We start from the raw sequence: 26,068 nt of genomic DNA, 5'->3' as shown, positions 1-26,068 counted from the left end.
GTGCCTTAGAATTTACCGTTGTTATGCGCCATGTCGGATGGGGTGGGCGAGACCACGTCCCAGTGTTCGACAATTTTGCCGTTCTCAACCCGCCAGAGATCAAAGAAGGCCCAAGGCGTGCCCCCCATGATCGCGTCTGAGGCGACGAAGACAAAGTTGCCCTCGGCCACGGCAAACTGAGGTTCAAATTTGGTGATGGCCTGACCCTGTGCGGCAAAACTCTCGACTGCAGCCATCAGGCCAGAGAGGCCATCCGCGATCATCGGGTTGTGCTGCATATAGATTTCCGGATCCATATAGGTGGTCACGTTTTCCGGCGCGGCGCCGGCGAGGACGTCGTTGACAAAGCCCAGCACAAGCGCCTTGTTTTCCTGTGTTTTTTCCAGATCAGTGATCATGGTCACACCATCCAGCATGCCTCGACCTGAGACGGTGGTTTCGGGGATGGGTTGCAGATTGTCCCAGTGTTCGACAACTTTGCCATCTTCAACGCGGAAAATGTCGAAAGCGGCAAGCGAAGACGCGCCAAAGGCATCAGCATTGGCATAGGAGTTGTGCAGAACCACCATGTTGCCTTCGGTGATGACGCGGTGGGTCGTCGCAGTCATACCAGATTGCGCCACAAGCGGGATAACATTGACCAGCCCGTCCGCACCAGTCGGTATGGCAGGGTTATGTTGGATGTAGTCGGCGCTGACCAGTGCGCGGGCGGCTTCGTGATCGTGATCCGCGAACGCGGCGGTAAACAGGGCGAGTACGAGTTCCTTGGGGGTCATGATGCAGTCCTTTTGTTGATTCGTAGTCCTGCGATATTTGGTATCAAATACATACTACATATCAATTGCGTACCTTGAAGAGACCTGGTATGGTTGAGGATACCTTGTTAATAAACAAGGGATTGAAACGGTTTCTTGTGTCGAGTAAAACTACGCCAATAAAGTATCAATTTCATACCGAAAGAGCGAGATGTTACCAATTGGTGTTGCCAGCAAGGCAGAGGCGTCAAACTGTTCGATACGGTCGGTTTTGTCCAACGTGACCGGCAAGTGGCGCATGATCATCATTCTCGCGTTGGAGGATGAACCCAAGAGATTTGGTGATCTGAAACGATGTATCGGGGACGTGACGCAGAGTGTTTTGACGGAAAACCTGCGTGGATTGCAGCGGGATGGGTATTTGACGCGCACCGTTTCGCCAGGACCGCCGGTGGCGGTGAGCTATGAGCTGACGCCGCTGGGGCGCAGTCTGTTGGAGATGCTAAAGCCGCTGGTGTTCTGGTCACATGAACAGATGGATAATGTCCGCATTAAGCGGATGGAGTATGACCGGGGCCAAACAAAATAGCGCCTTGACGGGATTTACTTGCGGAAACTGTCGAGGCTGACAACGTCGGCGTCTTTGCGCGGCGCCTCTTCTTCTTCCTTGGCTTCGAGATCGACCTCGTCGAGCAGGGTTTCCAGCTCGTTCTCGTCTTCGTCTTCTTCGTCCTGTGTTTCAAAGCGCAGGCCAAATTCGACGGATGGGTCCACAAAGGTTTTGATCGCGTCGTAAGGGATATAGAGCGGCTCGGGTGAGTCGCCAAAGTTAAGCGTGATGGCAAAGCCATCATCGCCTACGTCCAGATTGTCGTACCAATGCTGCATGACCACGGTCATTTCGCCGGGATAGCGATCTGCCAACCAATCCGCGATCTGGACATCCGCGTGGCGGGTGTCAAACGTGATGAAGAAATGGTGTTCGCCGGGAAGGCCGTCTTTTGCAACATCCTGCAACACCTCCTGAATGAGGCTGCGCATGGCGCGGTGCATCAGGTTTCCGTAGTCGATCGTGCGGGACATGGCAGCCTTCTTAGTTGGTCGTCTTGGCCACAATAGTAGATTCGTTGGGAAACGAAAGGCGGCGCGGGGCAAATATTTGATCAAAGCAAAGTGGCAGCGACCATGCCGGCCAGAGCGCAGACGCCCAACACGAGTAACAACGGCAGGCGCAGCCCCAAGAGCAAGGCACTGGCCAAGGCGACGAGCGCCGCAGTGAGCGGTTGAAACTGTGTCAGATCGGGTAGGGGAATGGCGTGATTTGTGAGCAATGGGCCAAAGATGAGCGATAAGGTGAACCAAAGGCTGAGATTGATAATCACGCCGGTGACAGCGGCCGAAATCACGTGTAGCGCGCCGGTTAAACGTGGGTGACCTAGGATGCGTGAGACATGTGGTGCTCCGGCAAAAATCCATAAGAAACAAGGGATAAAGGTGCACCAGAGCGCGGTGAGACCTGCCGCAATGGCAAGGGTTATGCCGCCCTGATGATGCCCGGCGAGGGTTGCGACAAATTGTGTGACCAATATCAGCGGGCCGGGGGTGGTTTCGGCCAAACCCAGCGCGTCCATCATTTCGCCGGTTGTGATCCAGCCGTGATCCTGCACCACGGCCTGAACCATGTAGGCGAGCACGGCGTAGGCGCCGCCAAATGTGACCACTGCGAGTTTGGAAAAGAAGACGGCGATGTCGATCAGGAATTGCGCGTCGAGCGCATAGAGCAGCGCAACGGGTGCAGCCCAGAGCGTGCCCCAGATCAGTACCGTTTTGAGCGTTGCGGATAAGGGGGTGTGCGTGGTTGGCTGTGGAGACTCTGGCGACCGATTGGGCCGCATCAGGCCAACCAACGCGGCAAGCGCGATTACGGCTGGAAAGGGCAAAAGGCCAGAGTAGAGGCTGGCGCAGCTGAGCAGGGCAATGATCCATTCCAGCCGCCCGGTCAGCACTTTACCTGAAAGGCGCAGCAGGGCCTGAAAAATGATTGCAACCACTGCGGCCTTGATACCGAGAAACGCGGATTGCACCAGCGGCACGTCACCAAAGCCAATGTAAAGCGCGGCGAGGGCGAAAATGATCGCGGCGCCGGGCAGCACAAACAGCAGACCCGCCAAAAGGCCGCCGGGCGTGCCGCGCAGTTTCCAGCCGCAATAGGTGGCGAGCTGCATCGCCTCGGGGCCGGGCAGGAGCATGCAAAAGGATAGCGCGCCGAGAAATTGTTTTTCGGTCAACCATTTGGCCGTGTCGACGAGTTCGCGGTGCATCAGGCTGATCTGAGCGGCGGGCCCGCCAAAGGACATCAACCCGATACGGCCAAAGACGCGGGTCATCTGGGAAAAAGATGTTTTGGCCATGTTAGATGACCCGTGCGTGGTCATGGGTCTCGCCATGACCATCACGCGCCCAGCGATAGAGCGCGTCATAGAGGGGCAACCCGGCGGTGAGCTGGTTCTGATCCTCTTTGTAAAGGCGCGATAGGCCGACGGAGAACGCCAGAAGGCCAGCGGCCTGTGGCGATTGATCTAGCGTGTCGGTGTCCGCCGCGCGCACGACGCTGGCAAGGCGGTTGAGCGCGTCGTGCCCAAGCGAGAAACCGTCAATCAGGGCGTCAAAGGTGCAGTTGGGACCATTGTGGGTCCAAGGCGCACCGGGGGTGTCAAAGGCGATGGCATTGAACCGGTCTGCAACATCAAGCACCTCTGATGGAGGCACAAACAGGAACCGGGCAGTTGGATCGACAAAGCGACGGATCAGCCATGGGCAGGCAATCCGGTCGATACGGGGGCGGTGGCGTGTAACCCAGAGGGTGCCCGGCGGTGGGATCTGCTGAGCTGGAATCAAAGGGAGCGTGGCGGCTTGCCACGCGACAAAGCCACCATCGAGCACCTCTGCGGCGATACCAGACGCACGCAGGAGGGCGGCGGTCCCGTGGCTGAGCTTTTTCCCTTTGTGACAGATCACAACGACTTTGGTGTCTGAAAACGTCGCCAAATGATTGCCCACGTCGGTATGGGGAAGGCGGCGCGATGTGGGCAACAGCAACGGAGCGGCGGCAAAATCCTCGTCGGTGCGCACATCAAGTAAGGTCAGAGTATCTGGACCGCCAAGTTGGCGCATCAGCTGTGTTGGAGCGATTTCATTGAGAGACGGCATAAAGCATCCTTTCTGAAAGGGTCAGTGGATGCGATCCTTGGGCCGGGGCCTCACGGGGTGGTCGCGCTACCCCATGAAGCAAAACTGCCTGTTCCGGCCCGCTGCGTCAATGCCATTTTTCTGGGTCGTGTTCCGGATTATCCTCTGATTTTCTGACCTGTCAGGCAAAGATACATGGATTGTTCGGGCAAAAGGCCCATCTGCTCAAAAAAGCTCATGAAATCGATGCTGTTATAGGTTTCGACCATTTTCCCGCCTGCAAAACGCGCAAACAATTGCGCGGAGCCGAACACCTGTTGGCCATTGGCAGGGTTTGTTGCGCTAAGCGAATAGAGGGCGGCGGCCCAGTCGCCTTCCTCCATGACTTTATCCAGGCTGAAGGTCGGCTCTTCGATCAACTCAAGGAACATCGGTACAAGGTCGCGAAAGTCATCCGGTCCGGCAGCAAAGTCGGGCAGCAGGCCCTTGGCCTCGGTATCCGGGGTGAAAAGTTCGTCGATCGCGTCAAGATCAACCTCTAACCAGACGCGCTGATACCATTGTTGTAAGAGTTCGCGTTTATCCATCAGTCTTTACCTATGTCATTCGATGTTGTTTTCGAGACTAGGAACAAATGATGATCGTCAGGTTAACGCCTGATATCCAGAACCCTAAAAAACAGGCTAAATGCAAGATTCGTCATTCAAATTGGGGGGGAGTTTAGTGCAGGTTTCTGTTGCCAGGTACCTGCGAACCCCGCCTTAGGTCGCTAAACCCAAGGAGTTAATTTCGGCGACATTTACAGCTTACGCTGCAACTGCCATTGCCGGAGCACGATTGTCATTTGCAATTGTACAAGTTTCGCCGATAACGGTGGCAGACAGCCGAAACAAAGCTAACCCCTTTAGACGTTCGTCGATCCTATTTCGTCCCCATGACCCCCAAATGAAGGGTGTTTGGTGGAGACGCCGGGTACCGCCCCCGGGTCCGATCCGCTTATTACGAGCGCGTTTATGTCCATAGTCCCCGAAGAGACACTCTATAGATAGGTGTGCCGCGTCTGAGTCGCAAGGTTTCAGTTGCGTCTCAGGGGTTTGAGTAGGCGTTCGTTGATCAGGGTGGTGGCAGTGGCGATGAGGACCGCGCCGCAGAGAAGCCATTTGGAGACCGGGCCCATGGTGCCCTCGATCTGGAGGGCGTGGATCAGCGTGGCGATGACAACAAAGAGCGCGAGCGCGTTGTGCAAGAGACGCCAGTGGCCATAGCGGACCCGGCGGCGCAGAGCGACGAGCAGAATAGTGGCGATCAGGCCGAGCGTAGCAAGCACGCCGTAGACGGAGAACGGCGTTGGTGAAACCAGAAGCAGCGCGTCAAGCGTGTCGGGCGGGCTGGTGAGGTAGAGGCCCCCTATATGGAGCGCAAGGCAAGCCAGAAGTGCCGCGCCGATAATGCGGTGCAGTTTGCGGGCAAGCGGCAGGCGTAGGCCGGGCAGGTAACCGGCAGCAAGCAGGGGTTGCAACAGGAACAGCGAAAGGCTGAGGATTCCCGCAAAGCCCGCGACGATATAGGCCGGGTTGCGATAGGCGAGATAGGGGCTGAAGGCGGCGATTACGACTGGAAGCGTTGCGGCGCCTAGCACAGCAAGCCAGATCAGGGATCTCAGGCCGCGCGTCACGCCGGGGCGAGCACAAAATCGACAGTGAGGGACGTGTCGCGCGCGCTTGGCATGACGGGGCGCAGGAAGACGGTTTTGAACGCCGGATCGTCATAGGCCAGATGGGCGTGGGGCTGGCCGAAATTGGGCACGATCTGCATCATTTCGAGCCGGTATGTGCCATCCGCACGGGTCAGGACCGAGCCATGATTGCGCGGCTCACGCTCGCCGCCGATGGTGGTGGCGGCCCAGATCTGGATGCGGGTTTTGGGCAACGGGGCGCCATCTCCGGCGCGCACGACCCGGCCCGAGACGATAAAGCCGTCCCCAAGTTTGTCGACGAAGGGCGCATTGGGGCGATAATTGTTCGAGCCCCCGCGCATGGTTTTGGTCGGTCTGAGCGACGCTGCGTGAAGCGGCGAAACGAGGCCGGTAGCCAGAGTTGCGGCGGTGGCTGTGACGAACAAGCGGCGGTTGAGATATGGTGTGTGCATGGGAGTGTCCCTGTGTTGGCTGACTGGGTCTTTCCGGTTGATACGGACAGGGTACACGGTTGGATGGGTTTGGGGAACCGGCCCGCACGGTGTTGTGAAAAGCTCTGACGGTTGACAGAGTGGCAGACAGTAGAAGTACCACAGGGATGTGCGGATTGCAGGAAGTATCAGTGTTGGAGATTGCCGTGTCAGTCGCGGCGGCCGTGGTTCTATTTGTGTACGCCCTCAAAGGGTTCAGCGAAGATGTTCAAACGGCGGGCGGAGAGGCGTTAAAGTCGGTATTAGCCCGTTTGACACGAACTCCGGTTGGTGGCTTTGCACTTGGTGCGGTTTTGACGGCACTGGTGCAGTCTTCCAGTGCGATTTCTGGGATCACAGTGGCGCTTGCGGAAGCCGGAACAATTGCATTTCGTGGTACGCTCCCGGTGTTTTTGGGGGCGAATGTCGGCACGACATCGACCGCCTGGTTGGTTACGATCAATGCCACAATATTGGCACCAATATTGATTGTTGCGAGCGTTGTGGCGTCGCTCCTGCCGGGGCGGATCGCCCTTTACGGGCGCTCGATTATGTATCTTGGTGTGATCTTATTGGCGCTAAACCTGATTAGTGGATACGTCGCGCCTTTGAAGGACGATCCGGATGTTGCGCTTTGGATGGGGTACTTGTCCAATCCTGTGGCAGGGTTTGTTGCCGGGGCAATCGCCACTGCGCTGTTGCAATCAAGCAGTGTGGTTGTGGGGCTGGCGATCATTGCGGTGCAACAGGAATTGATCACTATGTATGACGTGCTGCCGATCGTTGTTGGTTCAAATATTGGCACCACATCTACAGCGCTTATTGCGTCGATGAGCTTGGGCGCAACTGCGCGTGCTGCGGCGGTGGCAAATTTGGCATTTAACGCGCTGGGAGTAATCGTTTTTGTTCCCTTTATGGCGCCTGTGGCCAGTTGGGTGTCTGCGATGGCTGGTGAAGGGGACATGGCCGTTGCTTTGATTCACCTGATTTTTAATGTCTGCGTTGCCGTGACCGGTTTTGTTGCCCTGAGGCCCCTGGCCAAGAGGTTGGACCCAGATGAAACGACTGCGAAACCTTAAGCTTTGTCAGCCTTTTCGTGCAACCCGTGCCGCCATCACCTGCTCACCAAGGGTGAGCGTATAGGCAGTGAGTTCGGACAGGGCGGCGTCGGCGTCGTGGGGGCGGTTGGCCTCAATCGCGTTGGCGATGGCGGTGTGCAATTCGACGATGCGGTCGCGGTTGCGCTGGGTGAAGGTGATCATGTTCATCAGCGGTTGCATCGCCTCGACCGCGCCGCCGAGTTGGTAGGACAGCACCGGATTGCCGGCGCCGTCCACAAGCGCGCGGTGAAAGGCAACGTCGCTATCGCAGAAGCCTTCGTCCGAGAGGCCGGGTTGGGATTGGCGGTGGATTTCGGCACGCATGGTGGCAAGATGATCGGGCGTGCGGCGTTGGGCCGAGAGCGGAGCGCAAGCGCGTTCGAGCGCATAGCGGGCCTCGCAGGCGGTTTGGAAATCGACCGCATTCATCGACAGAAGCAGCGTCGAGGTGGTGACGTGTTGGGCGCGAGCTTCGTCATAAGATAGCCGACGCACAAACGCACCACCGGTGGCACCGCGCTGGGTGCGGATCAGATTTTGCGCGGCCAATCGTTTGAGGGCCTCGCGCACGGTGGGGCGAGAAACGTCAAACTGGTCGGCCAACTCGGATTCCGAGGGCAGGCGTTCGTCAACAATCATGTCACCGGAAATGATAGCATCCCGGATGGATTTGGCGATTTGGGCGGAGAGATCCGATTTTGACGTTGGGTCAATCTTCATATGTCAGACAATTCCGTTTGCGTGGCTCTCAATTGTCTGACATTAATTTTCACAAAGGTCGAGTCGGCAAGAGGAGAAACGGCTCATGGATCGTGTTCTGAACATGCGCAGCATTGCGTGGCTGGGATTTTTCACAGCCATTCTGGTGGCGTGGTGGTTCATGTATGACATGGCGGTGCGCATGGACGTCGACTTGATCGGGCGTCCGGGCGAGATGGGCGCGCGCATGGCGGCGATGGACCCGCGGATGCCCATGTACATGCCGATGGCCAATTTTGGACCGCTATTCGTGATGTGGGCGGTGATGATGGCGGCGATGATGTTGCCGACAATGATTCCGACATTGAGCAATTATCAACGCCTGATGGTATCAGCCGACGGAAGCTGGCCGGGGTGGGCTGGTGTTTTACTGGGCTATTCGATTGTGTGGGTTGGATTTGCAGCGGTGATCACCGGTGTGCAGCTGGCGCTGTTGTTTGGCGGTGTGGTGGACATGCTTGGGATTGCCAAGAGCCCCTGGGTGGCGGGCGTTTTGTTGATCGTGGTGGGCGCGTTTCAGTTTTCGCGCACCAAGGAAGTGTGCCACGGCGTCTGTCACAGCCCTATGACCTATTTCCTTGGCCATTGGAAAACCGGCTTTGGTGGCGGGTTGCGCATGGGGCTTGGGCTCGGCGTGTTTTGCGTCGGTTGTTGTTGGGGATTTATGGCGCTGGGGTTTGTGGGCGGCGTGATGAGCCTGTTGTGGATGGGGCTGGCAACGCTGTTCATGGTGCTGGAGAAACTGCCGCAGATCGGCCATCGGGTGACTAAACCGATGGGCGTTATTTTGATCATTGGCGGGGGCGTTGTCATCGCCATGCCAAACCTGTTTTACGGAGGATAATCATGGCTTTGGAACGCAAACCTGATGCGGGTAAACTGCCTGTGTCGCAGCGCATCGATAACCGGATGACAAACCCCAAGCGGCGCAAAATGTCGCCCACGGAATGGGCGATCAAGGGCGAGCTGTTTCTGAACTGTTCGTGCACCGTGTTCTGCCCCTGCGTTGTGTCGCTGGGCGCACATCCACCCACCGAGGGCCATTGTTATGCGTGGATGGCGATTGCCATCGACGAGGGGCATTACGAGGGCGAAGATCTTTCGGGCTTGAACGTGGGCCTGATGGTGGAAATCCCCGGCAAGATGGCCGAGGGCGGCTGGAAAGTGGCTGCTTATGTGGATGATCGTGCCAGCGGCAAAGCGTATAACGGCATTCTGGAGATCTTTTCGGGCAAGGCGGGCGGCACGACCGGGCTGTTCACGATGCTGGTGAGCGACATCGTGGGTGCAGAGCGCGAAAAGGTCGAGATCGTGCGCGATGGCAAAAAGCGCGGTTTGTATATCGGGCGCAAGATCCAGGGCGAGATCGAGATGATTGATGGAGCTGACCCGGATCATCCGGTGATGGTGACCAACTCGAAATACTGGATGGGGCCGGACATTATCGCGGCGCGCGGGCTCAAGTCGAAGGTGCGCGACTATGGGCGCATTTGGGATTTTGGCGGCAAGTCTGCCGAGATTTGCCCAATCGACTGGAAAGGCCCCAAGTGATGGCGGTCACGCCCGCATATTGCCGCCTGATGGCACGTTACAATGCGTGGCAGAACGGACAATTTAAGGCGGCGTGCGAGAGATTGACCGAAGCCGAGATGCGCGCCGAGCGGGGCGCCTTCTTTGGCTCGATCATGCAGACGCTGAACCACCTTTTGTGGGGCGACATGATGTGGATGAGCCGGTTCGACGGCAATTCACCCCCCAAAGGCGGGATTGGAGAGAGTGTCGACTTGTGCCCGACGTTGGCCATGTGGGGCGTGGAGCGGTTTCGCACCGATCAACGCATGTCGCTTTGGGCGGAAAAGGTTTCCGACACAGAGCTTTCGGGGACGTTGACGTGGTTTTCCGGTGCGGCGAACCGCGATGTGACCGCGCCCACCGCGCATTGCGTGGTGCATATGTTTAATCATCAGACCCATCACCGGGGTCAAATTCATGCGATGCTGACGGCGGCGGGCCAGACCATTGGGGATACCGATCTGGTGCTGATGCCGGAAACCTTTTCGGGAGAGGACAAATGGCATTGATTTCACTTTCACGGCGTCTGCGCAGAACGCCGTTTTCTGAGGGTGTCGAAGCGGCGGGGGTCAAGGCGTATACAGTCTATAACCGCATGTTATTGCCCACGGTTTTTGAAAGCGTTGAGGCGGATTATCGTCATTTGAAGAAGCATGTTCAGGTTTGGGATGTGTCCTGCGAGCGGCAGGTGGAAATTCGCGGGCCGGATGCGGGCAAACTTATTCAGATGCTGACCCCGCGCGATCTGCGTGGGATGATGCCGGGACAGTGTTATTACGTGCCGATTGTCGATGAAACGGGCGGTATGCTGAACGATCCCGTGGCCGTGAAGCTGTCGGAGGATCGTTTTTGGATTTCGATTGCCGACAGCGATCTGCTGTTTTGGGTCAAGGGCATTGCCAACGGCTATCGGCTGGATGTGCTTGTGGATGAACCGGATGTGTCGCCTTTGGCGGTGCAGGGCCCAAAGGCCGAAGACCTGTTGGCACGGGTGTTTGGTGAAGGTATTCGCAACATCCGCTTCTTTCGTTTTGGGGTGTTTCAGTTTCAGGGGCGCGACCTGGTGATTGCGCGGTCGGGCTATTCGAAGCAGGGCGGTTTTGAGCTTTATGTAGAGGGGGCGGACCTTGGAATGCCACTGTGGAATGCGCTGTTTGAGGCGGGGGCCGATCTGGAGGTGCGCGCGGGTTGTCCGAACCTGATTGAGCGGATTGAGGGCGGATTATTGAGTTATGGCAATGATATGACCGATGACAACACGCCGCATGAATGCGGGCTGGGTCGGTTTTGCAATACCAATACGGCGATTGGCTGTGTCGGGCGCGATGCGTTGTTGCGAGTGGCCAAGGAAGGACCGGTGCGCCAGATCCGCCCCATTGAGATTCACGGCGACAAGGTGCCGCCCTGCGATCAGTTATGGCCGATTGTGGATGGGGATCAGCATGTCGGCAATGTGAGCAGCGCGGCGTGGTCACCCGATTTCAACACAAATGTTGCGATTGGCATGGTGCGCATGACGCATTGGACCGTGGGCACCGAGGTGGATGTGATCACGCCCGACGGCGTGCGACCGGCGACGGTGTTCGAAGCCTTTTGGGCGTGATTCGAATTATTTAGAACAATGAAAGGCCAGACGGCCTGAGCGGAGAGGATGACGAGATGTTTAAAGCCTTGGTGATGGAACAGAATGACGAGGGATTGGCAAGTGCGGTGATCAAGGAGATCGACGAGAGCGCATTGCCTGAGGGGGACGTGACGGTTGCGGTGGAGTATTCCACCGTGAACTACAAGGACGGTTTGTGTCTGTCGGCCAAGGGTGGTGGATTGGTGCGGAATTATCCGCATGTGCCGGGCATTGATTTTGCCGGGACGGTCGAAGCGTCGGACGACGCGCGTTACAAGCCGGGCGACAAGGTGGTGTTGACCGGCTGGCGTGTGGGCGAGATGCATTGGGGCGGCTACGGTCAGAAAGCGCGGGTCAAGGCCGATTGGCTGGTGCCGCTGCCCGATGGTTTAAGTGCACAGCAGGCGATGGCAGTGGGCACAGCCGGATTTACCTCAATGCTGGCGGTTATGGCGCTGGAGGATCACGGGCTGGTGCCGGGCAAGGGACCGGTTCTGGTGACGGGGGCCGCGGGCGGTGTTGGATCGGTCGCGGTCGCAATACTGGCGAACCTTGGCTATGAGGTTGCCGGTGTGACGGGGCGGCCCGAAAGCGGTGAATATCTGAAGGAGCTTGGCGCGACACAGATTGTGGCGCGCGAGGAGCTGAACGAAACCGTGAAACGCCCGTTGGAGCGCGAAACTTGGGCGGGCTGTGTGGACGCCGTGGGCGGCGACATGTTGGCGCGTGTTCTGGGGCAGATGCAATATGGCGCGTCGGTTTCTGCCGTGGGGCTGGCCGGTGGGGCTGGATTGCCAGCGACGGTCATTCCGTTTCTGCTGCGTGGTGTGAACCTTTTGGGGATCGATTCCGTTATGCAACCTTATGAGAACCGCCTGCGCGCGTGGGAGCGGATCGCCAAGGATTTGCCGATGGATAAGCTGGAAGCGATGGAAAAACCGGCGACATTGGAAGACCTGCCGCAATTGGGTGCGGATATTCTGAAAGGTCAGGTTCAGGGCCGCGTTGTGGTTGATGTGAACGGGTGAGTTAGGCCGCGTTCTAACCAAAGAAGAAGGACGCCTTTGCAGGAGATTGCGAGGGCGTTTTTTTGATTTGAAACGCTGGTTGGTGGCGCTGTGCAGGGTGTGCCTGCTGCTATTTGCTCAACCCAAAGTGGTTGTTCCACAAGGTGCAGCGTTTGTGATCCCGTGCCTGATAGTCGGACATTGCGTGTTCAAGATCAGAGGCGACCAGCGGCGGTGCGCCGTTGGCGATGTGTGTGATTTGCATTGTGTACCACGCCGTTACACCGCCTTCGGGTGGCGCGCTGAAGCGGGGAAAGTCGGGGTTGGTTTCATCGCCCGATACCCATTTGTTGGGCACGTCAGGATCAATCACAAGGGCGCGGGCAAGGCCAATCATGTCAGCCGCGCCGTCATCAACAGCGCGGGCGGCTTGGTCAAAGGTTTTGAACCCGCCTGTGACCATTAAGGGAATGTCGGTTTTTCCCCGTGCCCGTGCTGCAAAATCAAGGAAATATGGCCCGGAGCCCACACGATCAGAGGAGGACGGCGCGCCGGGAAAATAGGTGCCGCCGCTGATATCGATCAGGTCGATGCCATCGAGTGCGGTAATCACTTGCAGAGCTTCGTCTTGTTCGAACCCACCGACGAGTTGGTCCGTGGCGTTGAGCTTTAGCCCGATGGGAAAGCTTGGACCAACTGCCGCGCGCACCGCTGTGATGACATCTATCAAAACGCGCATCCTGTTGGTTAGTGACCCGCCGTAAGCATCGTTGCGTTTGTTGAACAACGGGGACAGGAATTGGTTGAGCAGGAACCCATGAGCGGCGTGTATTTCAACGCCGCCGAACCCGAGCCCCTGCGCCAGCGCTGCGGTCTGGGCAAACTCGGCAGGAAGGTTTTGGATTTCTGGCATTGTCAATTCGGCGCATGCGAGACCGGGGATATCAAGGGCGCTTGGCCCCTTTGGGGTGCTGATGGGCGCATCTGCCATGGCACCAGCGTGCCCCAGTTGCAGCCAGAGGTTTGCGTTATTGGACGCGCCTGCGGTTGCTAGTTTTTCAAAACCGGACATCTGCGCAGCAGGATGCAATACAAGGTTGCCGGGTTTTTCCGCGAAATTGGGTGTACCCTGAACTTCTCCGATGATCGACAGCGCAGCCCCGCCTTCAGCCCAACGTTCATAGAGACGAATTTGGGCCTCGGTAGGGTGCCCGCATCCATCGCCTAGCGAATCCGACATTGCGGACTTGGCAATGCGGTTTTTGAGCACGACGCCGCAGGGCAATGCGAGGGGGCGAGACAATGGCGAGGGAACAAGGGCAGTCATGACTTAATCCTATTCGATCGCGCCAAATTTGCCAGCAGTGAGCTGAGCCAAATGGCAAGGGCACGTATTGGATATTTCCTTGGTCCAGGTGATCACGCTTCGGGCAAGAGCACCGGGCTTTTGGCATGAAACCCGACTGTGACTTCGGTTCCCACGTCCAACGGGCTGTCGACGTCGTCTTGCACAGCAAACATTGAGCCGAAGCTGGCTTGGAGAGTGTATTCCATGCGGACTCCAACATAGGTTGCCTTGGCCACCGTTGCCGTGAAGCCCCGCGCTGTGCCAATCACCAAACGGGACGGTCTGACCGCCAGCTTTGCGGGACCTATGCCAAGGCCGCGCGCGGGGAGTTCATAGTGATATTCCTCAATAGAGATCGTTGCCACGTCGCCATCGACACTTTGGATGACACAGGGCAGGATATTTGCTTCGCCAATGAAATCCGCCACAAACTGATCTACGGGTGCCTCGTAAAGCGCGCGTGGCGAGCCGATTTGCGCGATGGATGCGTTACGCATGACAACAATTTCGTCGGAAACGGCCAAGGCTTCTTCCTGATCGTGGGTGACGTAAACAACGGTCAGGCCAAGGTCTTGTTGGATTGCGCGGATATCTTCGCGTACCTGACGGCGCAATTTGGCGTCCAGATTGGACAGGGGTTCGTCAAACAACAGCACCTGTGGTTCCAGTACCAAGGCCCGCGCGACTGCCACGCGCTGTTGTTGTCCGCCCGACAATTCGCTGGGCAGGCGTGAGTCAAACCCTTTTAGCCCGACCAGATCGAGACCAGCCAACGCGCGGTCGCGGGTTTCGGACTTGGAGAAGCCGGAAAAAGTGAGCCCGTAAGATACATTTTCAAGCACGCTCATGTGTGGGAACAGCGCGTATGATTGAAATACCATAGAGACGTCGCGATCCGTCGCGGGCAGGGTGGTGACATCGCGATCCCCAATCAGGATGCGCCCGTCTGAGGCCATTTCCAACCCAGCAATCATGCGCAGCGTTGTTGTTTTGCCGCAGCCCGAAGGCCCCAAAAGCGTGACCAGCTTGCCTGCTTCGACGTTGAGATTAATGTTGTCCACCGCAACAACGTCGCGCCCAAATCTTTTTGAAACGTTTTCAAAACGAACCGGTGCCGCCTTGCCGACGATGCGAGAATTGCTCATGGTTTCTCTCCTGATCCGAATTGAGTTCGGCGTCCAATCTTGGTGCGACCAACGAGGAGCTGGAGCAGGCCAACCGCCCCCAGCATCACAAAGATCAAAGTGGTCGAATAGGCGATCGCCAACCCGTAGTCGTTATTTTCCACACGTCCGATAATATAGCTCGTCGCCATGTCGTATTCCGCGGAGACAAGGAAGATCACCGCTGAAATGGCGGTCATGGCGCGCACAAAACTGTAAACCAGAGCGGCCAGAATGGCAGGTCTGAGCAGTGGCAGAATGATCTTGCGGAATGTCTGCCAAGAGTTTGCACCCAGCGTCAGGGAAGATTCGTCCAAGGATTTGTCCAATTGGCTCATCGAGGCAATGCCGGCGCGCACCCCAACCGGCATGTTTCTGAAGATGAAACTGACAATCAGGATTATCCCTGTGCCGGTGATTTCAATGGGTGGGACGTTGAAGGCCAAAATATAGCTGACGCCAATCACGGTGCCCGGAATGGCAAAGCTGAGCATCGTGCCAAATTCAAAGGCGTTTTTGCCCGCGAATGTCTGGCGTGTCAGCAAGTAGGCGGTAACCAGTCCGACAATGGCCGTAAGCGGGGCGGCGGCGGCCGCGATATAGATGGTGGTCCAGAAACTGTCCCATGCGGCACCGGACCAGCGAATACCGCTGTCTTCGATCCGGACTGAGAACGCGGTCACGTAGTGTTTGAATGTCAGCGTGTTGTTGACGCCCCATAGTTCGACCACGCTGCCATATAGGATCATGCCATAGACGACGACGGTGAAGAGACCCCAGATGCCAGCCGCCAAAAAGACTGGTATCGCCAGACCCTTTGGCATCAATGGATGCACGCCTGCGTCGCCCTTGCCCGACACGGTCGTATAGCTCTTTTTACCGAGCCACATACGTTGGGCATAAAAGGCAGAGAGGGTAAAGAACAACAGAACCATGGCCAAGACGGCGGCGCGTCCCTGGTCATATTGCGCGCCGACAATGGCAAAGAAGATTTCTGTAGAAAGCACATCGAAGTTGCCGCCCAGCACCAGAGGATTGCCAAAATCTGCCATGCTTTCGATAAAGCCGAGCAGGAAGGCATTTGCCAGTCCGGGCCGCATAAGCGGAAGGGACACCGTGCGGAAGGTTTGCCAACGATTGGCACGTAGGGTCTGGGCTGCTTCCTCCATCGAGGGGGACACGCCCTCGACGACGCCGATCAGGACCAGAAACGCAATTGGAGTGAAGGCGAGTGTTTGCGCAATCAAAACGCCGGGCATACCGTAGAGCCATCGCGTTGGTTGAAGGCCGAACAGATCTGAAACGAACTGTGTGACCGTTCCGGACAGGCCAAACAGAAGGATCAGCGCCAACCCGATCACAAAAGGGGGTGTGATAATTGGCAGCACGGTCAGCGCGCGCAAGGCGCGTTTGTGCCGGAACCCTGAGCGGGTTACCACAAGTGCAAAGACAAGACCCAGAACCGTCGTCAGCACACCCACGGTGATGGCGAGAAACAGGGAATTCCATGCGGCACCGCAGCGCGCGCCGTAGAGACACCCAATGCCCCAGAGCCGATCATCAAAGAATTTGGACGCAAACACCATGGCTGAATAGCTGCCATCTTCGGTGACAAATGCGGCGAACAGCATTTTGGCGATTGGGAAAAACACAAAAGTGGTCACGATGACAATGACGCCGCCAATTGCGCTGACGACAAAAACGTCGCCATTTATGGCACCGCGCGCCGCGATCCCTTGGGTGAACAGAAACAAAAATGCAGACGCGACCAAGAGGCCGCCATATCCCATACCGTATTGGCGATCGTCCAGCTCTCCGAATAGGGCAACCAGCCAGTCGGCGGTAAAGCCGCGAATGCCAATGCCAAATCCCTGAGCCATCAGCCAAGCAAATCCAGCTGCGCCAGCCAGAATAAGAATGCGCGCATAATTTGGATCGCTTTTCTTAAGACGCAGCACCAAAAGCGGTGCCAGCAGCGGGAGTAAAAGCGGAGCAAGCCACAGTTTTTCGCCTTGGCCAATCAGGAAAGCCGCGGGTGCGTAATCGTCGTCAAACGGGTATCCGTCAATCAACCATTCAAATGAAAAAAAACCGTCTTCCACCCCATACCAGGGGAGAATTAAGTACCCAACCCACCCGGCAATGATCCAGAAGATCAACGCCGGGGAGGCGGTTGTTTTACTATGATCTGTTCTCACGTTTTACTGAGGCAGAACCGAGACGTCTTCGTCCCATTTCTGAAGCAAACGTTTGCGCTCGGCGGAGGAGCCATAGGTTTTGAAATCATAGTCAATCAGTTTGATTGTCGACATGTCCGGTGCGGACGGTGACGTATCTGCGCCTTTGTTGGAAGGCACTTGAAACGCGTTGACTTGCAAGGCGAGATTTTGTGCGTCGGTCGACAGGGCCCAATCATAGAACTGTTTTGCTTCGTCCATGTTGCGCGCGCCATCGATAATGGACATAGACCCGATTTCGTATCCGGTCCCCTCGCATGGGGCGACAACCTTAACAGGAAACCCTGAAACGGCCTGTTTGACGGCGTCATGCATGAAAACAATGCCGATTGTGTTTTCACCGCGACCGGCAGCCTTGATCGGGGCCGATCCTGACTTGGTGTATTGGTTGATGTTTGCATGAAGGCCCTTCATGAACTCAAAACCTTCGTCTTCGCCAAAGATCTGCACCATGGATGCGAGGGTTGTGTAGGCTGTGCCGGACGAATTGGGGTTCGCCATCTGCACGTGACCCTTATATTCTGGTTTAAGCAGATCCTTCCAGCAGGCCGGCTCTGGCAGATTGTTGGAGGCGAGCAATTCGGTGTTGTACCCATAACCCAATGCGCCGGAATAGATGCCGATGGTTTTGTCACCTGCGCTTGTGGCCTGACTGATTGCCCAGTCGTGCAGCTGGTCACGCATCGGGGAGACGTAGGCAGCTGTCAGATTCTCCTCAGCAGCCTGCAAATGTGGATCACCTGTACCGCCCCACCAAACGTCACCTTTGGGGTTTGCGGATTCCGCCTTGATCTGGGCGAAAGTCTCTCCTGATGATTTGCGGGTCATGTTCACGTCAATGCCGGTCGCATCTTCAAAGCTGCGGGCCATGAGCTGGCACCAGTCTTCCTGAGCCGAACAGTAAAACGTTAGTTTGTCGGCGTGGGCCGCCGAGACGCCAGCTGATAGTGCAACAACTGAACTAATCGCAAGTGTATGTAATTTATTCATAATATTCCTCCCTAGATGAGCCGGCAGACTATGTCTTGTGGCGTATCAGATCGGCTTGTTTCCTCTGACAAGCGCCGCCCGCCCGGCGTATGACGCCGTTCAAACTGTCTGATGAACAATAGCGTAAACAATTTCCAATGTTTGGGAAGTGTCTTTTTTTCCGGTTTTTTTGGGCTTTTGTGGGACTGGCGGTGCTGTCACGGGATGAGGAAGGGGCTAAGGCTATCTCGGAACAGCTCTTTGAACTCCAGTGTAATCAATGACGGCGTCTTTAATATGGGGCGAACAAGTGAGACCGCGTGGGGCAATTGCGGGGCAAATGGGCGGTAGTTGAGTCCTTGGCCCTTGTATTTAACGGCATCCAGTTCGCTGACAACTGAAACACCTGTACCTGCGCAGACAAGTTCACAGGCGGCTGTAAATTGCCGGACTTCGACGCGAGAGTTGATTTCAACATGCGCCGCCTGAAACTGGCGAGACAGTTGCATGAAAAAATCGCTGTCTCGGCGGGTGTGAATGAGAGGTTCGTGGGCGAGGTCTTTGGGGGTTATCTGATCCTGAAGTTCAAGGCGGTGACCCGTTGGAAAAATGCAGACCGTTCGAATTTTGACGTCCTGTCGGTCTACGGCGGGGTGACCGGCAAAACCGTCCGTGATGCCAAAATCATATTGTTCGCCAATCATCCATTCGAGGATTCGTTCGGGCCTGTCGGGTTCGATTGTGATGCTGACGCCGGGTCTGTCCTTGAGAAACCGTGCCACAACGCCGGGCAGGTGGCTGGTGGCAAAGCCCGGCAGACAGGCGATCCGGATGTGGCCAGCCTTGCGCTGGGTGATGTCTTTGCTGACGTCTGAAATCTGCCGCATGAGCTCTAGCACCCGCTGGATATCAGGTTGCAGCAACCGGACTTCCTGGGATGGAACAAGCTGGCCGTCGCGTTTGTCAAACAGTTGAAATCCAAACTCTTTTCCAAGGTCGGACAATAGGCGGCTTGTTGCTGGTTGGCTAATTCCGAGATCCGCCGCTGCCGCAGTCACAGAACCGTTACGTGTTACCGCCATCAATGCTTCGAGTTGCCGGATTCGGGGCGTTTTGGATTGGCTCATGGATCGGAAACCTCGTTCGTTTGTCTTAAGGGTATAACTTTGTGTTATGAGAAATACCACTCTTGTCAGGTTGAATTATAATCTAAGGGCTGTAAGCTCTCCGATATTAAATTCGACATTCCGCAGCTTGGGCTGCTTCAAACCGTCGACGCATCACAAAGATGCAAGGGAGGAAATATGAAAAAGTATCTACTCGGCGCGATCGCCGCGACCACTGCGCTATCGCCAATTGCCGCGATGGCTCAGACAGAAGTACAGTTTTGGCACGCTTTTACCGGTCGCTTGGGCGAGCTGGTTGCGGCACAGGTTGAAGAGTTCAACGCCAGCCAGAGCGATTACGTTGTGGTGCAGAGCCACAAGGGTAACTATTCCGAGACCCTGAACGCGGGCATTGCAGCGTTCCGGGCGCAGGAACAACCCCATATTCTGATGGTTTTCGAAGTTGGCACAGCCACGATGATGGCCGCGGGCGGCGCGATCCGGCCTGTTTACGAAGTGATGGGTGAAAGCGGAGCGAGCTTTGATCCGGATGCCTATATCGGTGCGGTCAAAGGCTATTACACAACCACCGATGGTGACATGCTGTCGCTGCCATTCAATTCGTCGACACCTGTTTTGTGGGTGAACCGCGATGCGATGTCGGCGGCTGGAGTTGACCCGGACACCGACATGTCGACATGGGAACAGGTTGGCGAAGTTCTGGACGCGTTGAAGGCTGGTGGCGAAGATTGCCCGCTGGTCACAGCTTGGCAGAGCTGGATCCATCTGGAGAACTTCTCGGCCTATCACAATGTGCCGTTCGCATCACAGGATAACGGCTTTGCCGGTCTGGATACCGAACTGATGCTGAATGGTCCGGGGCAGGTGGCGCACCTGACCGCGATGGGTGAATGGGCCAAGGATGGCAAGTTCATCTATACCGGTCGCCGTAATGAAGGTGGCGCGAACTTCCGCGCGGGCGAATGTGCATTGTTCACCGAAAGCTCGGCGGGATATGCCGGGATCAGCTCTGAGGCGAAGTTCGATTTCGAAGTGCGTCCGTTGCCATATTGGAAAGCCGTCGCGGATGAGCCACAGAACACGATCATTGGTGGCGCATCATTGTGGGTCATGTCTGGTCATGACGCCGAAGAATATAAAGGCGTTGGCGAGTTCATGAGCTTCTTGTCGACCTCGGACGTTCAGGCGGCATGGCACCAGAACACCGGCTATCTGCCGATCACAATCGAAGCGGGCGAAGCCACACGTGCAGCGGGTTTCTATGACGAAAACCCCGGCACCGACATTGCGGTCATTCAAATGACAGCAAATCAGCCGACGGCCAATTCCAAGGGTCTGCGTCTGGGGTCGTTTGATCAGATTCGCGGCATCATCGACGAAGAGTTGGAAGCGATCTGGGCCGGTGACAAATCAGCTCAGGAAGCGATGGACAGCGCCAAAGAACGCGGCGATGCCTTGCTGCGCCGCTTTGAGCAAGCCAACCGTTAAGGTTTAACTTCTAATGCGGGCTCTTCGGAGCCCGCATTCTGTTTCAAGGCGGGTTTCATGGAAAAACGTGTCACGTTTCGCGGGTGGTGGCTGCCGCTGCTGTTGATTGCGCCACAAGTGATCATCTCGGCGGTATTCTTTTTTTACCCCGCAGGGCAGGCGATCTGGCAATCGCTGTTTATTCCGGACCCGTTTGGGCTTTCGGCGCAGTTTGTTGGCTTTGGCAATTTTGAATACCTGCTGGGCGACAAGTACTACCGAACATCTTTTCTGACGACGGCGATTTTCTCAATTCTGGTGACGTTGTGCTCGATGGTGCCGGCCCTGTTCCTTGCGGTCATTGCGGACCGGTTGATCAAGGGATCGGGGGTATATCGCACGATGCTGATCTGGCCATACGCCGTTGCCCCGGCAGTGGCGGGTGTTTTGTGGCTGTTTATGTTCAATACGCGCGTTGGCGTTGTGTCGTGGTATCTGGGGCAGCTGGGATATGACTGGAATCACGTTTTGAACGGTGGCGAGGCGATGGGGCTGGTTGTGGTTGCATCGGCCTGGGGGCGGATCAGTTATAACTTTCTGTTTTTCTTTGCCGCGCTGCAATCTGTGCCGCGCTCTGTGATCGAGGCAGCGGCCATTGATGGCGCGCATTTCTGGCGGCGGTTTTTTACGATTGTGCTGCCGATGTTGTCGCCAACGGCGTTTTTCCTGTTGGTCGTAAACGTTGTTTATGCCTTTTTCGAAACCTTTGGTGTGATCCACACCATCACCTCGGGTGGGCCGCAGCAGTCGACGACAATCCTTGTGTACAAGGTGTTCGCTGACGGGTTTGTCGGTCAGGATCTGGGATCGTCTTCTGCGCAGTCTGTGATTTTGTTGATCGTGGTTGGTGTGCTGACGGTCATTCAATTCAAATATGTCGAGAAGAGGGTGCACTACTGATGGCCCAGCAAAGTGGCATGGTTGAGAAGCGTGGCGCCGGTATCTGGATGACACATGTCTTTATGATATTGGGCGTTATCGTCATTTTCTTTCCGATCTGGCTGGCCTTTGTGGCCTCGACGGTGTCGCAGCCAGAGATCGTGTCGCCGCCCATGCCGTTGCTGCCGGGTGGGCATTTTTGGGAGAACTACAAAGCGGCCCTGTTTTCCGGGGTCAATGTCCCGGTGGCGACCATGCTGTTCAACAGCCTTGTGATGGCCATTGGTATCGCGGTGGGTAAAATCATTATTTCGCTGCTCAGCGCGTTTGCGATTGTCTATTTCCGGTTTCCGGGGCGGTCGACATTCTTTTGGATGATCTTTTTGACCCTGATGCTGCCGGTTGAGGTGCGGATCGTACCGACATTCGAAGTGGTCGCCGGGTTCGGGATGCTCAACAGCTATTCTGGATTGATTTTTCCTCTGATTGCTTCGGCAACGGCCACGTTCCTGTTTCGCCAGTTTTTCCTGACCATTCCGGACGAGCTGGCCGAGGCGGCGCGTGTGGACGGGGCGCGGCCGATGCGGTTTTTCATCGACATCGTCGTGCCGATGAGCCGCACCAATATTGCGGCCCTGTTTGTGATTCTGTTTATCTATGGATGGAACCAATATTTGTGGCCGCTGTTGATCACCACCGACCCCGAAATGAATACCATCGTTATGGGCATCAAACAGATGTTCCCGAGCGGTGATGACGTTGCTGAATGGCCGGTGATTATGGCGACGTCGATCCTTGCAATGATCCCACCTGTGATTGTTGTGGTGTCTATGCAGAAACTCTTTGTCCGCGGCTTAGTCGATAGCGAGAAATAACCCATGGCAACTGTCAAACTTGAAAACGTCAAAAAGAACTTTGGCGATACGGATGTGATCCACGGGATCGATGTTGCCATTGAGGATGGCGAGTTCATTGTGATTGTCGGGCCATCTGGGTGCGGGAAATCCACGCTGTTGCGAATGGTAGCAGGATTGGAGACAGTCAGTTCGGGGGATGTTTTCATTGGCGGTGAACGCGCCAACGAAAAAGAACCGATGGACCGCGATATCGCGATGGTTTTCCAGAATTATGCGCTTTATCCGCATATGACCGTGCGCCAGAACATGGGTTATAGCCTGAAGATTGCGGGCCTGGCTAAGGCCGAGATCAACGCAAAAGTCGACGAAGCCGCCAAGCTTCTACAGCTTGAGCCACTGCTGGATCGCCAGCCGCGCCAGCTTTCGGGTGGTCAGCGTCAGAGGGTGGCAATGGGGCGTGCGATTGTGCGCGAGCCTGCCGTTTTCCTGTTCGACGAGCCGCTTTCCAATCTGGATGCAAAACTACGGGTTCAGATGCGGCTGGAGATCCGCGAATTGCAGGACAAGCTGGGTATTACGTCGCTTTATGTGACGCATGATCAGGTCGAGGCGATGACGATGGCGGACCGCATGATTGTCATGAATGCGGGTGTCGCCGAGCAGATCGGAACACCGCTTGAAGTGTATGAGACGCCAAAGACGCTGTTTGCCGCGCAGTTCATTGGCAGCCCGGCGATGAATGTGTTTGAAGCGCAGATTGTTGGTGGGGCGATCAAGCTGGGTGATGCGGTGATTGGTCCGGCGACTGGAGCGGACGGCGCTGTTAAGCTGGGTATCCGCCCGGAACACATGGTGCAGGATGCAGATGGTCCACTTGAGGTTGTTGTTCAGATGGCCGAACCGCTGGGCGCCAATACGCTATTGCATGGCAAACTCTCAGCGGGGGATGTGCCGATCACAATCAGCCTGCCCGGTGTGCATCCGGTCAACGAAAAGGCCGCACCGCTCCGGTTCTCAGTGGATGCGGCGAATATCCACTTGTTTGATCCAAAGACAGGTCAAAGGCTGAGTGTTTAATGCATTTTCCCGCTGTTGATGCCTTTCGTGGAGGTAAGGGCCTAATCCGTGTTGTCGGGCATCGCGGAGCCCGCGGTATTCTGCCTGAGAATTCCATGATCGGCTTCGAATTTGCCATGAATACGGGCGCGGCGCTGCTTGAGTTTGACGTCGTTATGACGGCGGATCGTGTTCCGGTGATCACCCATAATACAAGTTTGCATGCGCCCACGTTCAGGGGGTCGGACGGCCAGTTTATCAAAGGTGAGGAGCCAAAGGTGGCATCTCTGACTTGGGCTGAGGTTCAAGCGTTTGATATTGGCCGGATTGACGGGGCGACGGATTACGGAAAGCGGTTTCCGGATCAGGCGCAGCTGGATGGCATTCGCGTTCCGCGCCTTCAGGAATTGCTGGATTGTATTATGCGCGACGCGTTCAGCCACGCGCATTTGATGCTGGAACTGAAGTCGGATCCCGATTTTGCGGAAGACGCAGACTACCGGTCTGAGATGGTCAGCACGGTGGTGTCTATGCTGCGAGCAGGTGGGTTGGAAAACCGAGTGCTGTTGCATAGTTTTGACTGGAACTTATTGGCAGAATGCCAACGGCAGGCGCCTGATATTGCTGCGTCTTTTCTGACCCAATTGCCGGAAAACGAAGACGAGGTCGGTGAAGAATCCGCCAAGTCAATAAGCCCCAACTTTCAGGGTAAGAGTGCGCAGATCCCGGATATGGTTCATGCGGCGGGTGGGCGGCTTTGGTGCCCTTATGTTTATGATGTGACCGAGGCAGCCGTTGCACGGGCCAAGCATCTGGATCTGGGTATTGCAGTTTGGACCGTGAATGAACCAGCAGATATTGGCCGGATGATCGATTTGCAGGTTGATGCGATTGTCACCGATTATCCCGGTCGGGTGCAAAGGCAACTGGCGGATTGTGGGATTCGCTGGCTGGGGTAGGTTCACGCGGGGCGAATGCGGTTGCCAAGTAGGGCTACGGGTTGCGCAAGTTCAAAGCCAAGGGCAGGGTGTGCAGCGAGTGATTACGATTCCGGCACAGGGGCCGCCCATGGCATATGACAACGACAATATTTTTGCGAAGATTCTGCGCGGTGAAATTCCGAGCGAAAAGCTCTTTGAAGATGAACATACTTATGTGTTCATGGATATTATGCCGCGCGCGGATGGGCATTGTCTTATCATTCCCAAAACCCCCTGTCGAAACATGCTGGATGCGAAGCCTGAACAGTTGGCGACCTGTCTGAGCACAGTCCAGAAGATGGGGCACGCGGTGATGAAGGCGTTTGATGCAGATGGCGTCACGGTGCAGCAATTCAACGAAGCGGCTGGTGGGCAAGAAGTGTTCCACCTGCATTATCATGTGCTGCCGCGCCATGAAGGCGTAAGCCTGCGCCCCCCCGGAAAGATGGCAGATTTTGATGTGCTCAAGGCGCATGCAGAGAAAATTCGCGCGGCTTTGGATTAGAGTTATATGTTGGATGTAGATTTTGTCCGGAGCCAGTTTCCGGCCTTTGATGAGCCATCGCTTGCCGGGCAGGCATTTTTTGAAAATGCCGGGGGCAGCTATACCTGTGCTCAGGTCATCGACCGGCTGACACGGTTTTACACGCAGCGCAAGGTGCAACCTTATGCTCCCTATCAGGCGTCTGAGCTGGCCGGGGCCGAGATGGACGAGGCGCGCGCGCGGTTGGCGGCGATGCTGGGGGTTGAGACGGACGAAGTGAGCTTTGGCCCGTCGAGCACGCAGAACACCTATGTGCTTGCTCAGGCGTTTCGCGCTTGGATGGATCCGGGTGATGTCATCATTGTGACCAATCAGGATCACGAGGCCAATACCGGCCCGTGGCGCCGATTAGCTGACGACGGGATTGAGGTGCGCGAATGGCGTATCAATCCAGAGACCGGTCATTTGGACCCGGAGGATCTTGCCAATTTGCTGGATGACCGGGTGCGCTTGGTGTGTTTGCCGCATTGCTCGAACGTTGTGGGTGAAATTAATCCGGTGGCGCGGATTTCGTCGCTGGCACATGCGGCGGGCGCGTTTGTTTGCGTGGACGGGGTGAGCTATGCGCCCCACGGCTTGCCCGATGTTGGGGCGCTGGGGGCGGATATCTATCTGTTTTCGGCTTACAAAACCTACGGTCCACATCAGGGCGTTATGGTGATGCGGCGCAACCTGGGAATGATGCTGCCCAATCAGGGGCATTATTTCAACGGTGACACGTTGTATAAACGGTTCACTCCGGCAGGGCCGGATCATGCACAGATCGCGGCCAGTGCGGGCATGGTGGATTACGCAGAGGCGTTGGCGGCGCATCACGGCGTTCTGGGCGAAACGCCCGCGGCGACGGCGGCGGCGGTGCATGACCTGATGCGCGCACGTGAGATAGAGCTGTTGCAGCCGGTGCTGGATTTTGTGGCTTCGCGCAACTCGGTGCGCTTGATCGGGCCTGCCGACGCCAATTTGCGTGCGCCAACCGTGGCGATGGCTGCAAACGCACCGGGTGAGGCGCTGGCGGCGAAATTGGCGGATCATGGGATTATGGCGGGCGGTGGAGATTTCTACGTGGTGCGCGCACTGGAAGCGCAAGGGGTGGATATGGCCCGAGGTGTTTTGCGCGTGAGCTTTGTGCATTACACGTCGCAAGCGGAAATTGATCAACTTTTGGAAGGGCTTGAAGCCGTTTTGTGATCCTGTTTGTTGTGCCCTTCG

The 26,068-nt window shown here is 56.5% G+C and carries 28 protein-coding genes and 1 other RNA gene; 14 read left to right on the top strand and 15 right to left on the bottom strand.

Translation table 11 applies throughout. The features are described 5' to 3' along the window. Positions 1-5: 5 nt before the first annotated feature. Positions 6-776, bottom strand: a complete 771-nt coding sequence (locus tag CLV88_RS20080) for a nuclear transport factor 2 family protein (protein WP_106610195.1) — start codon at positions 774-776, stop codon at positions 6-8. A gap of 150 nt (positions 777-926) precedes the next feature. After that, complete coding sequence (locus CLV88_RS23635) at positions 927-1,055, bottom strand: hypothetical protein (protein ID WP_279338369.1); 129 nt, start codon at positions 1,053-1,055, stop codon at positions 927-929. Here CLV88_RS23635 and CLV88_RS20075 point away from each other — a divergent pair. After that, positions 1,054-1,344 carry a winged helix-turn-helix transcriptional regulator gene (locus CLV88_RS20075; protein WP_243403745.1) on the top strand — a complete coding sequence of 97 codons (291 nt, stop codon included), beginning with the start codon at positions 1,054-1,056 and terminating at the stop codon, positions 1,342-1,344. The genes CLV88_RS23635 and CLV88_RS20075 overlap by 2 nt on opposite strands. Before the next feature lie 14 nt (positions 1,345-1,358). On the opposite strand, the gene CLV88_RS20070 is transcribed toward CLV88_RS20075, so the two are convergent. The 7 genes from CLV88_RS20070 to CLV88_RS20040 all read right to left on the bottom strand — a co-directional run bounded on the left by CLV88_RS20070 (position 1,359) and on the right by CLV88_RS20040 (position 6,092). Continuing rightward, the gene (locus CLV88_RS20070; protein ID WP_106610193.1) at positions 1,359-1,838 is read right to left on the bottom strand and encodes an SspB family protein; all 480 of its coding nucleotides are present in this window, start codon (positions 1,836-1,838) and stop codon (positions 1,359-1,361) included. Positions 1,839-1,918: 80 nt separating this feature from the next. Next, a complete protein-coding gene (gene chrA / locus CLV88_RS20065; protein WP_106610192.1) occupies positions 1,919-3,166 on the bottom strand; it encodes a chromate efflux transporter in 1,248 nt (415 codons plus the stop codon). 1 nt (position 3,167) lies between these two features. Then, the gene (locus tag CLV88_RS20060; RefSeq protein WP_106610191.1) at positions 3,168-3,965 is read right to left on the bottom strand and encodes a chromate resistance protein ChrB domain-containing protein; all 798 of its coding nucleotides are present in this window, start codon (positions 3,963-3,965) and stop codon (positions 3,168-3,170) included. Positions 3,966-4,102: 137 nt separating this feature from the next. Further along, the gene (locus CLV88_RS20055) at positions 4,103-4,531 is read right to left on the bottom strand and encodes an ester cyclase (protein ID WP_106610190.1); all 429 of its coding nucleotides are present in this window, start codon (positions 4,529-4,531) and stop codon (positions 4,103-4,105) included. Positions 4,532-4,666: 135 nt separating this feature from the next. Then, positions 4,667-5,019, bottom strand: a transfer-messenger RNA (tmRNA) gene (ssrA, locus tag CLV88_RS20050). Further along, on the bottom strand, positions 5,020-5,619 hold the full coding sequence (locus CLV88_RS20045; protein ID WP_106610189.1) for a ferric reductase-like transmembrane domain-containing protein: 600 nt from the start codon (positions 5,617-5,619) through the stop codon (positions 5,020-5,022). After that, complete coding sequence (locus tag CLV88_RS20040) at positions 5,616-6,092, bottom strand: peptidase associated/transthyretin-like domain-containing protein (protein WP_106610188.1); 477 nt, start codon at positions 6,090-6,092, stop codon at positions 5,616-5,618. Before CLV88_RS20040 ends, CLV88_RS20045 begins: the two co-directional genes overlap by 4 nt. A gap of 155 nt (positions 6,093-6,247) precedes the next feature. Between CLV88_RS20040 and CLV88_RS20035 the strand changes: the two genes are divergently transcribed. Continuing rightward, positions 6,248-7,189 (top strand): Na/Pi cotransporter family protein, encoded by a 942-nt coding sequence (locus CLV88_RS20035; RefSeq protein WP_165798954.1) that lies wholly within the window; start codon positions 6,248-6,250, stop codon positions 7,187-7,189. A 6-nt stretch (positions 7,190-7,195) separates the two neighbouring features. Here CLV88_RS20035 and CLV88_RS20030 read toward each other — a convergent pair whose 3' ends face one another. Further along, positions 7,196-7,930: a FadR/GntR family transcriptional regulator gene (locus CLV88_RS20030; protein WP_106610186.1), complete on the bottom strand. Its 735-nt coding sequence runs from the start codon at positions 7,928-7,930 to the stop codon at positions 7,196-7,198. 85 nt (positions 7,931-8,015) lie between these two features. Between CLV88_RS20030 and CLV88_RS20025 the strand changes: the two genes are divergently transcribed. Genes CLV88_RS20025 through acuI form a run of 5 tightly spaced genes read left to right on the top strand, consistent with a single transcriptional unit; the run spans position 8,016 to position 12,193 of the window. After that, on the top strand, positions 8,016-8,813 hold the full coding sequence (locus CLV88_RS20025; protein WP_106610185.1) for a DUF2182 domain-containing protein: 798 nt from the start codon (positions 8,016-8,018) through the stop codon (positions 8,811-8,813). Positions 8,814-8,815: 2 nt separating this feature from the next. Continuing rightward, positions 8,816-9,520 (top strand): DUF1326 domain-containing protein, encoded by a 705-nt coding sequence (locus CLV88_RS20020; protein WP_106610184.1) that lies wholly within the window; start codon positions 8,816-8,818, stop codon positions 9,518-9,520. Next, a complete protein-coding gene (locus CLV88_RS20015; RefSeq protein WP_106610183.1) occupies positions 9,520-10,050 on the top strand; it encodes a DinB family protein in 531 nt (176 codons plus the stop codon). Before CLV88_RS20020 ends, CLV88_RS20015 begins: the two co-directional genes overlap by 1 nt. After that, a complete protein-coding gene (locus CLV88_RS20010; protein ID WP_106610182.1) occupies positions 10,041-11,144 on the top strand; it encodes a dimethylsulfoniopropionate demethylase in 1,104 nt (367 codons plus the stop codon). Before CLV88_RS20015 ends, CLV88_RS20010 begins: the two co-directional genes overlap by 10 nt. 56 nt (positions 11,145-11,200) lie before the next feature. After that, positions 11,201-12,193, top strand: coding sequence for an acryloyl-CoA reductase (gene acuI, locus CLV88_RS20005; RefSeq protein ID WP_106610181.1), 993 nt, complete (start codon positions 11,201-11,203; stop codon positions 12,191-12,193). A gap of 109 nt (positions 12,194-12,302) precedes the next feature. Here the strand turns inward: acuI and CLV88_RS20000 are convergent, their stop codons facing one another. The 5 genes from CLV88_RS20000 to CLV88_RS19980 all read right to left on the bottom strand — a co-directional run bounded on the left by CLV88_RS20000 (position 12,303) and on the right by CLV88_RS19980 (position 19,016). Continuing rightward, on the bottom strand, positions 12,303-13,499 hold the full coding sequence (locus CLV88_RS20000) for an NADH:flavin oxidoreductase/NADH oxidase family protein (protein ID WP_106610180.1): 1,197 nt from the start codon (positions 13,497-13,499) through the stop codon (positions 12,303-12,305). Between the two features lie 92 nt (positions 13,500-13,591). Continuing rightward, positions 13,592-14,665 carry an ABC transporter ATP-binding protein gene (locus tag CLV88_RS19995; protein ID WP_106610179.1) on the bottom strand — a complete coding sequence of 358 codons (1,074 nt, stop codon included), beginning with the start codon at positions 14,663-14,665 and terminating at the stop codon, positions 13,592-13,594. Beyond that, positions 14,662-16,881 carry an ABC transporter permease subunit gene (locus tag CLV88_RS19990; protein ID WP_106610178.1) on the bottom strand — a complete coding sequence of 740 codons (2,220 nt, stop codon included), beginning with the start codon at positions 16,879-16,881 and terminating at the stop codon, positions 14,662-14,664. Before CLV88_RS19990 ends, CLV88_RS19995 begins: the two co-directional genes overlap by 4 nt. 3 nt (positions 16,882-16,884) lie before the next feature. Next, the gene (locus tag CLV88_RS19985; RefSeq protein ID WP_106610177.1) at positions 16,885-17,910 is read right to left on the bottom strand and encodes an ABC transporter substrate-binding protein; all 1,026 of its coding nucleotides are present in this window, start codon (positions 17,908-17,910) and stop codon (positions 16,885-16,887) included. 197 nt (positions 17,911-18,107) lie between these two features. Then, positions 18,108-19,016, bottom strand: a complete 909-nt coding sequence (locus CLV88_RS19980) for a LysR substrate-binding domain-containing protein (protein WP_106610176.1) — start codon at positions 19,014-19,016, stop codon at positions 18,108-18,110. 177 nt (positions 19,017-19,193) lie between these two features. On the opposite strand from CLV88_RS19980, the gene ugpB reads away from it, so the two are divergent. From ugpB to CLV88_RS19945, 7 genes are all read left to right on the top strand, one after another. Beyond that, positions 19,194-20,504 (top strand): sn-glycerol-3-phosphate ABC transporter substrate-binding protein UgpB, encoded by a 1,311-nt coding sequence (gene ugpB, locus CLV88_RS19975; RefSeq protein ID WP_106610175.1) that lies wholly within the window; start codon positions 19,194-19,196, stop codon positions 20,502-20,504. A 57-nt stretch (positions 20,505-20,561) separates the two neighbouring features. Further along, entirely contained in the window at positions 20,562-21,443 is an 882-nt protein-coding gene (ugpA, locus tag CLV88_RS19970) for a sn-glycerol-3-phosphate ABC transporter permease UgpA (RefSeq protein ID WP_106610174.1), read from the top strand. Positions 21,444-21,460: 17 nt separating this feature from the next. Then, the gene (gene ugpE, locus CLV88_RS19965) at positions 21,461-22,297 is read left to right on the top strand and encodes a sn-glycerol-3-phosphate ABC transporter permease UgpE (protein ID WP_106610225.1); all 837 of its coding nucleotides are present in this window, start codon (positions 21,461-21,463) and stop codon (positions 22,295-22,297) included. Between the two features lie 3 nt (positions 22,298-22,300). After that, positions 22,301-23,356: a sn-glycerol-3-phosphate ABC transporter ATP-binding protein UgpC gene (gene ugpC, locus CLV88_RS19960; RefSeq protein ID WP_106610173.1), complete on the top strand. Its 1,056-nt coding sequence runs from the start codon at positions 22,301-22,303 to the stop codon at positions 23,354-23,356. Then, positions 23,356-24,294, top strand: coding sequence for a glycerophosphodiester phosphodiesterase family protein (locus CLV88_RS19955; RefSeq protein ID WP_106610172.1), 939 nt, complete (start codon positions 23,356-23,358; stop codon positions 24,292-24,294). Before ugpC ends, CLV88_RS19955 begins: the two co-directional genes overlap by 1 nt. 109 nt (positions 24,295-24,403) lie before the next feature. Then, positions 24,404-24,820, top strand: coding sequence for an HIT family protein (locus tag CLV88_RS19950; protein ID WP_106610171.1), 417 nt, complete (start codon positions 24,404-24,406; stop codon positions 24,818-24,820). A 6-nt stretch (positions 24,821-24,826) separates the two neighbouring features. Beyond that, entirely contained in the window at positions 24,827-26,047 is a 1,221-nt protein-coding gene (locus CLV88_RS19945; RefSeq protein ID WP_106610170.1) for an aminotransferase class V-fold PLP-dependent enzyme, read from the top strand. Positions 26,048-26,068: the final 21 nt, after the last annotated feature.

This window comes from Shimia abyssi, from assembly GCF_003014475.1.
In the GTDB taxonomy this organism is placed as follows: domain Bacteria; phylum Pseudomonadota; class Alphaproteobacteria; order Rhodobacterales; family Rhodobacteraceae; genus Shimia; species Shimia abyssi.
This window is presented reverse-complemented; position numbering and strand designations above follow the sequence as displayed.

Bases quoted from the DNA above. Each gene is read 5' to 3' on its own strand.
- CLV88_RS23635 (WP_279338369.1), bottom strand. From the start codon at position 1,055: ATGCGCCACTTGCCGGTCACGTTGGACAAAACCGACCGTATCGAACAG.
- CLV88_RS19980 (WP_106610176.1), bottom strand. From the start codon at position 19,016: ATGAGCCAATCCAAAACGCCCCGAATCCGGCAACTCGAAGCATTGATG.
- CLV88_RS19995 (WP_106610179.1), bottom strand. From the start codon at position 14,665: ATGAGCAATTCTCGCATCGTCGGCAAGGCGGCACCGGTTCGTTTTGAA.
- ugpB (WP_106610175.1), top strand. From the start codon at position 19,194: ATGAAAAAGTATCTACTCGGCGCGATCGCCGCGACCACTGCGCTATCG.
- CLV88_RS20025 (WP_106610185.1), top strand. From the start codon at position 8,016: ATGGATCGTGTTCTGAACATGCGCAGCATTGCGTGGCTGGGATTTTTC.
- acuI (WP_106610181.1), top strand. From the start codon at position 11,201: ATGTTTAAAGCCTTGGTGATGGAACAGAATGACGAGGGATTGGCAAGT.
- CLV88_RS19950 (WP_106610171.1), top strand. From the start codon at position 24,404: ATGGCATATGACAACGACAATATTTTTGCGAAGATTCTGCGCGGTGAA.
- CLV88_RS20070 (WP_106610193.1), bottom strand. From the start codon at position 1,838: ATGTCCCGCACGATCGACTACGGAAACCTGATGCACCGCGCCATGCGC.
- CLV88_RS19955 (WP_106610172.1), top strand. From the start codon at position 23,356: ATGCATTTTCCCGCTGTTGATGCCTTTCGTGGAGGTAAGGGCCTAATC.
- CLV88_RS20040 (WP_106610188.1), bottom strand. From the start codon at position 6,092: ATGCACACACCATATCTCAACCGCCGCTTGTTCGTCACAGCCACCGCC.
- CLV88_RS20030 (WP_106610186.1), bottom strand. From the start codon at position 7,930: ATGAAGATTGACCCAACGTCAAAATCGGATCTCTCCGCCCAAATCGCC.
- CLV88_RS20055 (WP_106610190.1), bottom strand. From the start codon at position 4,531: ATGGATAAACGCGAACTCTTACAACAATGGTATCAGCGCGTCTGGTTA.
- CLV88_RS20080 (WP_106610195.1), bottom strand. From the start codon at position 776: ATGACCCCCAAGGAACTCGTACTCGCCCTGTTTACCGCCGCGTTCGCG.
- CLV88_RS20000 (WP_106610180.1), bottom strand. From the start codon at position 13,499: ATGACTGCCCTTGTTCCCTCGCCATTGTCTCGCCCCCTCGCATTGCCC.
- CLV88_RS19985 (WP_106610177.1), bottom strand. From the start codon at position 17,910: ATGAATAAATTACATACACTTGCGATTAGTTCAGTTGTTGCACTATCA.
- ugpE (WP_106610225.1), top strand. From the start codon at position 21,461: ATGGTTGAGAAGCGTGGCGCCGGTATCTGGATGACACATGTCTTTATG.
- CLV88_RS20075 (WP_243403745.1), top strand. From the start codon at position 1,054: ATGATCATCATTCTCGCGTTGGAGGATGAACCCAAGAGATTTGGTGAT.
- CLV88_RS20020 (WP_106610184.1), top strand. From the start codon at position 8,816: ATGGCTTTGGAACGCAAACCTGATGCGGGTAAACTGCCTGTGTCGCAG.
- chrA (WP_106610192.1), bottom strand. From the start codon at position 3,166: ATGGCCAAAACATCTTTTTCCCAGATGACCCGCGTCTTTGGCCGTATC.
- CLV88_RS19945 (WP_106610170.1), top strand. From the start codon at position 24,827: ATGTTGGATGTAGATTTTGTCCGGAGCCAGTTTCCGGCCTTTGATGAG.
- CLV88_RS20010 (WP_106610182.1), top strand. From the start codon at position 10,041: ATGGCATTGATTTCACTTTCACGGCGTCTGCGCAGAACGCCGTTTTCT.
- ugpC (WP_106610173.1), top strand. From the start codon at position 22,301: ATGGCAACTGTCAAACTTGAAAACGTCAAAAAGAACTTTGGCGATACG.
- ugpA (WP_106610174.1), top strand. From the start codon at position 20,562: ATGGAAAAACGTGTCACGTTTCGCGGGTGGTGGCTGCCGCTGCTGTTG.
- CLV88_RS20015 (WP_106610183.1), top strand. From the start codon at position 9,520: ATGGCGGTCACGCCCGCATATTGCCGCCTGATGGCACGTTACAATGCG.
- CLV88_RS20060 (WP_106610191.1), bottom strand. From the start codon at position 3,965: ATGCCGTCTCTCAATGAAATCGCTCCAACACAGCTGATGCGCCAACTT.